13 protein-coding genes are annotated in these 12,254 nt (G+C 52.5%); 12 read left to right on the top strand and 1 reads right to left on the bottom strand.

Annotated elements, in window-relative coordinates; genetic code table 11:
* Window positions 1–934: 934 nt before the first annotated feature.
* From BGO89_13665 to BGO89_13640, 6 genes are all read left to right on the top strand, one after another.
* Entirely contained in the window at window positions 935–1,729 is a 795-nt protein-coding gene (locus tag BGO89_13665) for a hypothetical protein (protein OJX56375.1), read from the top strand.
* A gap of 68 nt (window positions 1,730–1,797) precedes the next feature.
* The gene (locus BGO89_13660) at window positions 1,798–1,992 is read left to right on the top strand and encodes a hypothetical protein (GenBank protein OJX56374.1); all 195 of its coding nucleotides are present in this window, start codon (window positions 1,798–1,800) and stop codon (window positions 1,990–1,992) included.
* An 81-nt stretch (window positions 1,993–2,073) separates the two neighbouring features.
* Window positions 2,074–2,268: a hypothetical protein gene (locus BGO89_13655; GenBank protein ID OJX56373.1), complete on the top strand. Its 195-nt coding sequence runs from the start codon at window positions 2,074–2,076 to the stop codon at window positions 2,266–2,268.
* Window positions 2,269–2,760: 492 nt separating this feature from the next.
* Window positions 2,761–3,285: a hypothetical protein gene (locus BGO89_13650; protein ID OJX56372.1), complete on the top strand. Its 525-nt coding sequence runs from the start codon at window positions 2,761–2,763 to the stop codon at window positions 3,283–3,285.
* Window positions 3,285–3,830, top strand: a complete 546-nt coding sequence (locus BGO89_13645) for a hypothetical protein (GenBank protein ID OJX56371.1) — start codon at window positions 3,285–3,287, stop codon at window positions 3,828–3,830. Before BGO89_13650 ends, BGO89_13645 begins: the two co-directional genes overlap by 1 nt.
* A 71-nt stretch (window positions 3,831–3,901) precedes the next feature.
* On the top strand, window positions 3,902–4,375 hold the full coding sequence (locus tag BGO89_13640; GenBank protein ID OJX56370.1) for a hypothetical protein: 474 nt from the start codon (window positions 3,902–3,904) through the stop codon (window positions 4,373–4,375).
* Between the two features lie 72 nt (window positions 4,376–4,447).
* On the opposite strand, the gene BGO89_13635 is transcribed toward BGO89_13640, so the two are convergent.
* Window positions 4,448–4,741, bottom strand: coding sequence for a hypothetical protein (locus tag BGO89_13635; protein OJX56369.1), 294 nt, complete (start codon window positions 4,739–4,741; stop codon window positions 4,448–4,450).
* 106 nt (window positions 4,742–4,847) lie between these two features.
* Between BGO89_13635 and BGO89_13630 the strand changes: the two genes are divergently transcribed.
* From BGO89_13630 to BGO89_13605, 6 genes are all read left to right on the top strand, one after another.
* Window positions 4,848–5,336 carry a hypothetical protein gene (locus BGO89_13630; protein ID OJX56368.1) on the top strand — a complete coding sequence of 163 codons (489 nt, stop codon included), beginning with the start codon at window positions 4,848–4,850 and terminating at the stop codon, window positions 5,334–5,336.
* Between the two features lie 68 nt (window positions 5,337–5,404).
* Window positions 5,405–5,965 (top strand): hypothetical protein, encoded by a 561-nt coding sequence (locus tag BGO89_13625; protein OJX56367.1) that lies wholly within the window; start codon window positions 5,405–5,407, stop codon window positions 5,963–5,965.
* An 896-nt stretch (window positions 5,966–6,861) separates the two neighbouring features.
* The gene (locus BGO89_13620) at window positions 6,862–7,893 is read left to right on the top strand and encodes a hypothetical protein (GenBank protein ID OJX56366.1); all 1,032 of its coding nucleotides are present in this window, start codon (window positions 6,862–6,864) and stop codon (window positions 7,891–7,893) included.
* Window positions 7,894–8,634: 741 nt separating this feature from the next.
* On the top strand, window positions 8,635–8,946 hold the full coding sequence (locus BGO89_13615; GenBank protein ID OJX56365.1) for a hypothetical protein: 312 nt from the start codon (window positions 8,635–8,637) through the stop codon (window positions 8,944–8,946).
* Between the two features lie 70 nt (window positions 8,947–9,016).
* On the top strand, window positions 9,017–10,273 hold the full coding sequence (locus BGO89_13610; GenBank protein ID OJX56364.1) for a hypothetical protein: 1,257 nt from the start codon (window positions 9,017–9,019) through the stop codon (window positions 10,271–10,273).
* Entirely contained in the window at window positions 10,270–12,216 is a 1,947-nt protein-coding gene (locus BGO89_13605; GenBank protein ID OJX56363.1) for a hypothetical protein, read from the top strand. Before BGO89_13610 ends, BGO89_13605 begins: the two co-directional genes overlap by 4 nt.
* Window positions 12,217–12,254 lie beyond the last annotated feature (38 nt).

Genomic DNA, 12,254 nt, shown 5'->3' with positions numbered 1-12,254 from the left:
AGTCCTGCTACCTTCACCAAATGTCTTCATGTCACCCGCACTCGCGGGGATGATCCGGCACTCTCTCAGCTTCGGTTTCTCAAGGGAATAATTCCGCTACGGAATATAGGAGGCTTCCGCCTACAGATGAAAGTGGTTGAGCGTAACGAAGACTTCCTCAAGGTCCAAACTTATTGCGTTATTCCCTCGTCAAGTATGGAACCACCGGGTATAACTATCGGACTCGCTTTTCAGGTGCCGCTAGATTGATCTTCTGAGTCTTGACTTGGAATCTTCGTCAACAGTTTGCTGTTCACGTATAGGTGGCCGTTTTCATCCATGATGAAGTCAGGGGACGTAGTCACGTCAATTTCAGCGGGTATGTTTTCTTCACTGGGCTGATGTTCGCAGTACATAAGAATCCTGTGAGTGTGATGTTCCCCCCCCCCATCTAGTTGACAGTGGCACGATCGAGTGTCTCTCTGATTGGGGTTTCCATATAAGACGGGATTCCCGTCAATTTTCCCCTTGCACAACATTCCCCACCATTCGCCGTATACTGCATAATGCGACGAAGAAAACGCCCACCACCATTGAAGACGCCCGAAGAACTCCAGCAGTTCGAGGACGCAACGGCGAGTGCGCAATCGATGTTCATGAACCTCTTGCGCAAAGCCGATCCCGGTAGCCCACTCCCAACTTCTGGGGGCAAACCGAAGAATGTCACCCGCACTCGCGGGGATGGTCCGTCTCCAAGGATCCGTCGGAAATAAGACCAAATATCTCACCCGCACATGCGGGGATGGACCGAACCGTCTATGCGTGTTTCGCTAGTACACTAGTCGAGGAACGAAACACTTTTCCGCAGGTATCGTTACCCGTAGTCCCGTAAGGTTCTGCGGGTTTTTGTTTTTCCACTGTTCAAGGTGACCCATGCCCACGAATATCCACATCAATGAATCAGCTTCCCTTGCAGAAGAGGGCATTGATCGTTCAGTGTTTAGTTGACTGCGTTTCTGTCCGTGGAACGGCCCGGATAGCAAACGTCTCGATCAATACCGTAGCCAAGCTTCAACGGGAGTTAGGTGCTACGTGTGAGGATATGATGAAGGCCAAATTCAAGGATCTTCTGCCGACCCGTTTGGAAGTTGACGAGCAGCATTCATTTGTTCGAATCAAAGACCACCGGCTTCCGGAAGCGATGAATGGGTTGAGCGACTGTGGTTCCGTCTGGCTATGGACGGGAATATGTTCGAAGACTCGTTTGATGCCAGTTTTTCATGTTGGTAAGCGAACGTCAGAAGATGCGTTGATATTCATGCAAAAGGTGCGTCGCTGCTATAGGGGTAAGATCACGATCATTAGCGATGGATTTGGTGCGTATCCGGAAGCTGTAGAGCAGGTATTTGGTCGTAGTGTGAGATTCGCTCAACTTGTCAAACAACACAAGAATCGACGGTATGCTGGAGCAGTGAAGAAGGTAGTACAAGGCCACGTACCTCTGAATGAGATTTCGACGAGTTATGTTGAACGAGCCAATCTTAGTTTGAGAACGGGAGTGAAGCGGTTAGCTCGGAGGACAAATGCGTTCTCCAAGAATATCGAGAATCATCGCTATGCTATCGCCCTGTATCTGGCGTACTACAATTTTGTCAGGACACACAGTACGCTTCGGGTTTCTCCGGCCATGGAAGCAGGGATTGAAACGAGATTGTGGAGTATTGAGGAGCTTCTGGGGTTACTGGATTGAGCATGTTTTTTGTTGGATTGCTGTCTTACCTGTGGTAAGACAGGTTTTTTCATACTCATGCTTGAACCATGGAAACCCCGAACCAAGTAGACGAGCCGACGATTGTCGTTGGGAGTGTCGTGACCCTAAAGGAATACGAGGCGTTTCGCGCCTCGGTTCGTAGCCTGCTGAGTGGTGTTGCACTGTGTCAGTGGCAAGATAATCTTGGAAGACCTCACGATGATCTCATTCTTGTGGAGTCTTTGCGTGTGGTACAGAGCTAGTTCTAGTCAACTTTGTCGAGGTCTGATATGGAAACCCCAAACGGAACAGAACAGCCGAACAGCCGATCACACGGCAGGATAATGCTGGACCGAAACTCCATGTTGTCCTTCCTGAAGGAGTACCATTGGATCAAAGGTGAGCTTTGGGTGAACTTCGATTACGTCAATCAGCTTTCTAAGGATTTCGACTACTTCAAGGATGGATTTGACGAACGAGGAAAGATCATCGAAGAACTCCGTGAGAAGATTCAGGAGTTGGAATCCAAGATACTGTAGCAACTGAACCTTGGATTGATCATTCTGTACAATGATCAATCCTCTTGTTGATTTACAAGGACTTACGCTTAGACAGGAAAGCAAAATCAGATGGGAAACTATGTCCGTTTTTCTCTATCTTGGGAGATAGCAGGAAATGTTTGATTCATCCAAGCATACAACATCTATGTACGCAATAGCTTTTGATTTAGACACAGCAGCACTGCAATCCAACTATCCCGGTAATTCCTCGACCAACGCCTATTCCGCAATCGCAAGCTTTTTGTCGGAGCGTGGATTTTCTCGCCAGCAGGGTTCTGTGTATTTCGGCGATAATACGGTAAATGCTGTGCGTTGTGTCATTGCCGTACAGGATCTGGCTCGTCGATATAGCTGGTTCGCACCATCCGTGCGCGATATTCGAATGCTTCGAATTGAAGAGGATAACGATCTTAATCCTGCTATTGCCATAGTAGCATCAGCAGTATCTTCTTCAAACGAAATGAACTAGTGATGTTAGATTTGAGAAGCTTAGCCGATACAACGACTTACCAATCGGCAAAACTTAACGTTATGGTCGAAGGGGCTGCTTTGTGCCTTACTGCGGTTGGTCGAAAACCGGGCGAATCCATTGGTGTATTCGATTCTCAAGGATGTACTCTACCCCATGTCGATAACCATAAGGTGCAGTTCAAAATCCAGAACGATAATGGGCATTGGATCGCAAAAGAACGGGCGGAACAACTAGGACTTTGTATTGCGCTGCGGTACGTTCGATCGGTTTGTGGGAAGTTGGTAGGTCGAGTTCCAGTCAAACCAAGGGAATTTGACTATTACCTCCATTCACTAGACAGCCCGTTGGATCTGATTGGCTGTTTGGAGGTTTCTGGCATCGAACGGGGGAAGACTCCCACACTAAGGAAACGTGTGAAATCTAAGGTCCAGCGAATCGTCGATAAAGGTGCTGACGACATGGATTGGATCGTTATCGTCGCAATGGCCGAACCATTCGAAATGTCTGTGATAGAGAGGCCCTAATGCAAAAGGCAGAACACATACGTTATGCTGAGCTACATAACCGTGCGGCTGACTTGTTTGAAAAGGCCACTGAAGGTGAAGAGTTGAACACAGGAATGTTGGATGAAGCATTTGGCCTTGAGCATAAGGTAGCCCGTGCTGTTATAGATTTGGGCCTATCAGAACTCTCGATATACACTTACAACGTTAGCGCGGCAATGATGGCTCACTTGCTAGGTCGTAATGACGAGGCTTTGAGTATCCTCAATCACACTCGAATCAACTTAACCAATGATAAGTTGATTCAGAAGATTGCAGATAAGATTGGGGCCTATGATAGAAGCTCTACCAAGAATTCTTCGAGGAAGTTCAGATCCGATTATTGGACGCCCAGCGAGGTAGCGTTTTTGTCGGCTATTCCCCCTAGTATATCGATTGAACCGCTTACAATGCACGGTTCATCTATTCGCTATCTTGTATGGGGTAATATCAAGAAGAATACTGAATTCATCATACCTGCTATGTCCCATTCAGAGCAGTGGTATCCTCAGGAGATGTCCTCATGACAAAGGTCAAGAAGGATACCCCAAAAAGAACAACAACGCATCTTAGAAAGGTTAGCGCAAGTGATGCCGTAATGCCTGATGTCCCAGAATTGTCAGATGGCACTTATGCACTAGCTTTAGGAGTGGAGACAATCTTCGAACTCGAAAATGGCGGGCTCTCAATAGGGTTCGTCGTTGACATCAAGCTAGTTAGTGTCGATCTGGCTAAAGACAGTGACGAACCAGAAAAGATGAAAGCGATTGTCGAAGTCCTCAAATCTGAATCCCAAGTGTTCGCTGTTCTACACGTAACAGTCACAACAGCATTTGGCGTGTCTTATGGCGATGAGAGTCTATCTGCTGAGGCTGTATCTCAGTTAGGTAGAGCATGGTTCCGCCAACAAGTGACGGAGGCATTCGCAACTACTCGTGGTTATGTTTCAGCACTACTTGCCAATACTAAGTTTGCAGGGTTCACGATGCCAATCACCGACCCGGACACGTTCCTCGGTGGTGACTTTGGTAAAGTGATTGATGCTGGTATGCTGCCCAATACTCACGGTTAGAAAAAGCATTCTTCGTCTTCAGCAAGGTGAGCAATGGAGAACGAACTGAAATGGCTGATTATTGGTTAGAAGTTACTTCGAAGTATCCGACTTCCCCATGGACTCGACCATCTCCACAACTTTCCGAAGCAACTCGTCCGGCTCCATCTTCAGTTTTCGGGCCAGCACGATGAATCTCCCCATCCCGATTTCTCGCACACCGCGCTCCAGCATCGAGATATGTGATTGACCCAAAACGTCATCCGCAACCTCCTCCTGACTCATTCCAAGCTCGATTCGCCGTTTCCGAATGATGATTGCTAGGGCTAACTCAAACGTAAGCTCTTGGTTTTCCGATAGGTTAAGTTCGGATAGGGGTCTTGGCATGAGCCAAGCTAGGGTGGGTGCAAAATGCTGATAAACACAATTGTGATAAATAGATTCCGGATGGTAACTTCGTACCGAACATATCAATTCAATTACAATCCGGAGTGTGCTCGTGAGTGAGGGAACGAAGAAACCTATCTACAAGACCCTGTGGTTCTGGGTCGGAATCATCGTAGTCGTTGGCATCATCGGCAGTCAGGCTGGAAAGAAGGACGCTGGAGCGTCCGGAGTCCAGTCAACGACAGAATCCACGGCTTCGACCGGTACGGCCCCGGAGAAGCCCAAGGAGACTCCTCCCATGGCCGTGACGGCCATCGAATACTATGAATCCTATGACGGCAATGAGGTTACTGCCGACGCAAAGTTCAAGGGCAAGAGGATCGCTATCACTGGAACGGTGAAGGGCGTGGAGAAGACCTTCGGGTCGATCTACGCCGAGCTTGAAGGGAACGAACTCTACGGTCATGTCCAGTGCAAGCTTCAGACGGAAGCTGATGCAGCGAAACTCACGAAGGGCCAGTCCACAACCCTCATCGGTGTCGCCGATGGGAAGATGATGGGCTCCCCCCGTGTAACGGACTGCGTCGTCAAGTAAGCTTGGGTGTCTTAAAGCAGGAATCTGGCCGCTGGGAGAACATCTCAGCGGCCAGACGTCTTATTGGTATGAAGAACCTTCAATCCTTGATCGAGAGTGACCTGCCTGTGGAGAAGGTCGTAGAGGTCACGTTGCCTCTCACTCGCAGGGCGAAACCAGAATACAAGGGAAACGCTCATGTACAGCTTCGTGTGGATTTCGCACGAGGCAATGGATGGAGTGGGATAGCGACCGTCAACGGTCGCGAGATCAAGATCACAGGACCATATGGGACCCAGAGCAAGGTGCCGGGGTTGACCGTTCCGGCTGGGACGGGACGTGGAGAATGGGAATGGAGTCTGGATGAGAACAACAGAGAGAGGAAAGGAACTCACGAAGTTCTACAGGAGGAAGTAGGGGTTCTCACCTTAGAAAGGATGATAAGCGTAGAGATGAATGCTTTGGAGAAAGCAATGGACGGGGCGCGTACGGACAAAACAGTTTGGCAACAACTGTACGCAGCCAGACAAGCATTAGCCTGGGTTCTTGAGTCTGATTCCGCAATGGGGCCTCTACTGGCTATCCTCAATGGTATTGCTAGTCCTGAAACAACTAATCGCAGACCTTCACCTCGGTCAAGTTGTTCTTAGTCGTGTCGTCTGGATACGTGGTGAGGTACTGCCCATCCTCATCTTCCTTGACATACACGTGCGCTATTCGATCACCGCTATGGGTACTGTACCATCGTTCACCATTCGCAGTGTGCTGTATTGCATCTTCGTAGGGCACCCATCGCGGCTTCTGTGGGTGCATCGCTCTCATGTAAAGAACCTTCAACTGGACCTCACCGTGGTGATTCCTTTTACAAAGGATCAGGTACTGTGCCGGTCGGCAACATAGCCTACACCAGTCAACATTATTACTAGTTATTCTTTTCCTAGTATTAGCAATTGCGGTCGGGATGCTATGTTCTGGCAATGGCGTTGTACTCAGGCCATTACACTCTTCCTTAGTATGGATGATGTACTTCTTTCCATCACGGGAGTAATGACAGGGCTTATTTCGCATATATCCTCACAATCCGTTGGATTTCTTGATTCCTCGATTATTGCCGTTTTTCTCCCCTTGTATCCTGACGACCTTGTTCGCAACCACCAGTGAGAGGAGAAGGATAATCCAGAACCAAGGCTTCATTATACTCAAGCCTCAAGCGCTGTTGTTGCGAACCTACATATACTGGGGACTCAATGCCATCCCAAGAAATGGGTATATAGAGAAGCCTGCCCTAAGGGGTGGGCTTCTCTGTTTCTTCAATGGGATAGGCGTTGATGACGGAGTACAGACTGACCACACGAGACTGAGAGAGCAGTGCGAATCCCACTAGCATCCAGAGTACATATCTGGTGTTCTTGCTCATAGGTACCCCTCAAGATTCCAACTACCAGTTTGGAATATTCATCTAATAGTTAGTTGACTTAGTTATATTGGTTAAGTAAAATATGATGTCGAAATGGGGTTAGTTACATAGTATCTATGGAGGCGCGTCATGCTCCGCCGAATACGATTATTTATGGTAGTGCTGACTCTACTGAGTCCGAGTCTGCCACTATTTGCACAGTGCGATTCACTGGAGCAATTGTTTGTGGCAGATCAGAGCCTTCGAGTGGAAACTGCGGCCGGGATACAAGGGCCGGGGTCATTTGTCCCATCTTTTGACTTCGAGCATCAGACCGATTCGACGAGATTCTTTCTTGAAATGAGTGAGTTCCGGAAAAACTCACGGTGGGTGTTCCTCGATAACTGGTGCATGGAAAAGACATGGAACTATTCGCAGTATCTCGATACCGATACGGCCGAGGTGACGAATGCCGTGTTAAGCACATTGTCGAGAACCAAGGCTATTCCTGTCAGTGTAGGCGATACGCTTTCTGTGTTCAGGCGAATTAGTTGGATGGAGAGATCCGTCGACCGATATGGCTTCAAGAAGCTTGTCAATCCTGACGCTATTTCCATGTGGGTCGAAGTAGTGAATGCGTCAACGGGTGCTAGGATTGAACTGCTGGATTCGACGCATTTCTCGTCGACTACTGCAAGCAAGAAGCCATGTTTCCAGACGCAACACCCTTTGTTCTCCCGTCTAGTCTACATTGTACCAGCGGGTTTCCCGACAACGGATGTCTTTATTCGTGTGAACGTAGCTTCAGCCGGTTCTGTCAACAAGAGGTGGACGAGGTGGGACAATGTGGTACAAGCCGCGTCGAATATTATTCTAAACTATGAAGGTACGCGGGCATACTGCGACACGGTCGAACAAGCGAATGACTGCTCACCGACGACCGCGTCCTGCACGTTCACGGCATCCACACACAGCAGCCCGCGTCGGATTCGTGCAACGCTTGCCGCATCATCGCCGATTACGGCCTTCGACGTGTATTCGTCGACGGGGCAGCTCATACAATCGGCGTCGGTAGTATCGGGGACGACCAGCTATGACATGAACGTCGATGCTGGTCTGTACTACGTCGTCGCCCGCGTCGGCTCCAGTGTTCATTGTACCAGAAATATCGTTGTATACTGAAAGGAAGTATTGTGCGGCTTACAAGTAAAGCATTGATTGTCATCATACCCGTGTCATTTTTTGCATCAATGGAAATTGCCGCTCTACCGCAAAACCCAAGCCGGGGAAAGGCTTGCACAATTCCTGAACCACGCACCAATCCACCCGGAGAGATTGGAAGGTGTCTTTGTGGCGATTTCATTTCCGATTTTGGTGACGGGGTGTTTTCCCGTGTCTTCTGCAAGTGCGCCCCAAACTATTTTGTCCCAAGTCATCCGAACATACCGTCGGACAATTGCTCAGTAGGTGCTGACTGCTCGAACGCAGATGGTGGCCCATGCAAATCGCGCAGGAAATACGTCGACTATCCCGACAACCGAGACATTCCCAACTGGTCCGGAGGCATCATGCCGAAGTTTGGAGTCTACTCGAATTTCGACTTGTTCGGTGGGGGCTGAGGCATTACGCTGCCAACAATACCGCCCATTGTGGGAAATCGCCGGATTAGACGACAAGGTTTGATCCGGCGATTTTTGTTCATTATTTCAACCTGAGGTAGTACTCAGTACCTGCTGTGCCCGAAATAGGCTATGAGGGGTTAGGTAGTAGAAAACACACGGACTTTGGCAGAAATGTTGTTGTAAGTCCCTGAAAAACTTAAAGTCAAACTGATACAGTACCAGCCCGACATACACCTTTGATTTATCCACAGGAACCCCTATCTTTGTCGTCCCTTTTTGGAATCCAGCGTCAGGAACTCTTATGAGCACCTATATCGTCAATCCGGTCGAAGTCCGCATGGAAGAATCTTCCAAGGGCAGCATCTACCAGTCCATCATCGCGATGGGAATGCGCTCGCGCCAGATCAACGACCAGATCAAGACGCAGATCTCCGAGCGGATGGCCGACGTGATCATCGACACCGAAGAAACGGATACGCCGAACTACGATCAGATGGCCATCAGCAAGGAATTCGACGTGATCCCCAAGCCGACCTTCCTCGCCATGCGCGAGATGATGGACGGACGTATCAATGTCCGGATGCCTGAAACGCCGGAAACGGCCGCCGAATAAGCATCGACATCGAAACAGTAACGAGCCATCCGGTCTTCCGCGATGGCTCTTTGTTTTTCAGGATCAAGCCATGAACATCATCCTCGGCATCACCGGCAGCGTCTCGGCCTACAAGACGCCGTGGCTGGTACGCGACCTGCGCAGGGCCGGACATGACGTCCGCGTCGTGATGACCCCTTCCGCGACACGTTTCGTGACCCCTCTGGCCCTCGAAGCCGTGAGCACGCACGCCGTCGTGGCCGATATGTTCGACCCCTCGATCCAGGAAGGCGGCTCGTGGCATGTCCATCTGGCGCAGTGGGCCGACGTGATGCTGATCGCCCCGTGCTCGGCCACGACGCTGGCCCGTCTCGCCTCCGGCGCCTCCGATACGGCCGTACAACTGACGGCCTTCTCGCTCCCCAAGGATACCCCCCTGTTCGTAGCTCCGGCCATGGATACGGACATGTGGCATCACCCCGCCACGCAACGGAACGTCGACCGTATCCGCACCGACGGTGCCATCGTGATTCCACCCGCTACCGGGGCCCTGGCATCCGGACTGCAGGGCGAGGGTCGGCTGCCGGAACTCGACGACCTGGTAAGGATCGTGGCGTCCCACGAGCTTCCCTCGACATCCGATCCCACGACGACCATACCGGAGCCGGACGCCGCTCACTTGTCGGGAGCCGGTGCGCTCACCGGGCGTACAGTGCTGATCACCGCGGGGCCTACACACGAAGCCATCGACGACGTACGGTTCATCGGGAACCACTCATCGGGCAAGATGGGCTTCGCCCTTGCCGAAGCCGCACGCGATCGGGGCGCCCTCGTGACGCTCGTCACGGGCCCTGTCTCGTTGCCGTCACCCACCGGCATCACCTGCCTGCGCGTGACGTCGGCACAGGAGATGTACGACGCCTGCATGCAGCAGCCATTCGATGTGGCCATCTGTGCTGCGGCCGTCGCCGACTTCGCTCCTGCGGCACGCATCGAAGGCAAGATGAAGAAAGATGAAGTGACGGATGCCGCGGGCAATCTGACGTTGCACCTGCAGCGGACACCGGATATCCTGCAATCGCTCGGCGAGCGGAAGCGTGACGGCCAGATCGTCGTCGGCTTCGCACTCGAGCACGACAACGTCATCGACTACGCCAGGGCCAAGCTCGTCCGCAAGCACTGCGACATGATCGTGGCCAACAAGGCCGGAGGCGAACGCAGCGGCTTCGGCGTGTCGGACAACACCATTACCATCATCACCGGCAAGGGCGACGTGACGGACTATCCTCCGATGTCGAAGCGCGCCTGTGCCGAAGTCATTCTCGACCATATCGATCCATCAGCATGATCACACTCTCAGCCGTCGCCGTCGATCTCGGTACGCGTATGCTGTTCAGCGGCGTCTCGTTCCTGATCCAGCGCGGCGACCGCATCGGCCTCGTCGGCCGTAACGGCGCAGGCAAGTCGACGTTGCTCGGCATCATCACCGGAAACCGTCGCGCCTCGTCGGGCGAAGTCGCCCGTCAGAACGGCATGACGCTCGGCCTGCTTTCGCAGGACCTCACGCTCGACACCTCGCTCTCGCTTCGTGCGACGGCACTCCAGGCCTTCGACGAAGTACTCGCACTCCAGGCACGCATGGACGGCATGCAGAAGGAGATGACGGAGCGCACCGACTACGAAACCGACTCCTACATGGACCTGCTCCAGCGGTTCACGGATGCGCACGAACTCTTCGAACGCCTGGGCGGCCTTACGATGCATGCGGACATCGACCGCATCCTTACAGGCCTCGGCTTCGATCCCGTGGAATTCGACAAACCGCTCGACCAGTTCAGCGGCGGATGGCAGATGCGTGCCGAACTCGCGAAGCTGCTGCTCCGCAAGCCCGACTGCCTGCTGCTCGACGAACCCACGAACCACCTCGACATCGACTCGGTGCAGTGGCTCGAGGAATTCCTCCGTTCCTACGACGGCGCCATCGTCCTGGTCTCGCACGACCGTACCTTCCTCGACAACGTCACCAACCGTACCATCGAAATCACGCGCACGAAGGTCTACGACATTCCCGCTCCCTACTCCGCATACGAAGAGATACGTGCCGAGCGCATGGAACAGCAACGGGCCGCCGCCGCGAACCAGCAGCGTGAGCGTGAACGCGTACAGAAGTTCATCGACCGCTTCCGTTACAAGGCATCGCTCGCCACGCGCGTACAGTCGCGTATCAAGCACCTGCAGCGCATGGATCAGGTCGAAGTCGATGACGAAGACACGTCATCGATGCGGTTCCGTTTCCCGAGCGCTCCGAGATCCGGACGCGTCGTGGTGGAAACCAGGGCGCTCCGCAAATCCTACGGCAAGAAAGACGTACTGCGTGGTGTCGACTTCGTGATCGAACGCGGAGAGAAGGTAGCCTTCCTCGGCAAGAACGGCGAAGGCAAGTCCACGATGAGCAAGATCATCGCCGGACTCGAAGCATCGACGGGTGGTGAGCTCATCATCGGACACAACGTCACGCTCGGCTATTATGCACAGCATCAGGCCGAAATGCTCGGTGGCCACAACACCGTACTGGAAGTGATGGAGCAGGCTTCGCCTGCCGACATGCGGCCGCGCCTGCGCGCCCTGCTGGGCGCCTTCCTGTTCCAGGGAGACGACGTCAACAAGAAGGTCGCGGTTCTCAGTGGTGGCGAGAAATCGCGCCTTGCACTCGCACGCCTTCTGCTGCAACCGTGCAACCTCCTCATTCTCGACGAGCCGACGAACCACCTCGACATGCTCGCGAAGGAAGTGCTCAAGCAGTCGCTGGTCGATTATGATGGTGCCATGATCGTCGTGAGCCACGATCGTGACTTCCTCGACTCCCTCACCTCGAAAGTCGTCGAATTCCGCAACGGCAACATCAAGGAATACATCGGCGACGTCGACGACTATCTGCTCGAGCGCGTCAATGCTCCGAGCAAACCCGTACCCGCATCGCGGCAGCAGGAGCCACCGCGCGAGGTCGAGCGCAAGGAAGCGCCGCCGGTCGCTACGCCATCGCCCGCACCGCGAACGAAGCCGGTACAGAAACAGCAGATCACGAAGCGTATCACGGATGTGGAACGGAAGGTCGCGGAAACCGAAGGAAAGATCGCCGAACTGGAGCAACTCCTTGCCGATCCTGAGCTTTACAAGCAAGCCGAGCGTCAGCGGAATCTCGTTGCGGACTACGATGTAACCAAGCGCGATCTCGATGCTCTCATGGCACAGTGGGCAGAGCTCCATGATCAGTTGTCGTCGGCCGAATGATGATGCGGCGACGTAAAAAGATCAGGACGAAGTCGTGA

This window comes from Candidatus Kapaibacterium thiocyanatum (assembly GCA_001899175.1).
GTDB classification, from domain to species: Bacteria; Bacteroidota; Ignavibacteria; order Kapaibacteriales; family Kapaibacteriaceae; genus Kapaibacterium; species Kapaibacterium thiocyanatum.
Note: the sequence above shows the minus strand (reverse complement) of the source record. Positions and strands in the feature narration are given on the sequence as shown.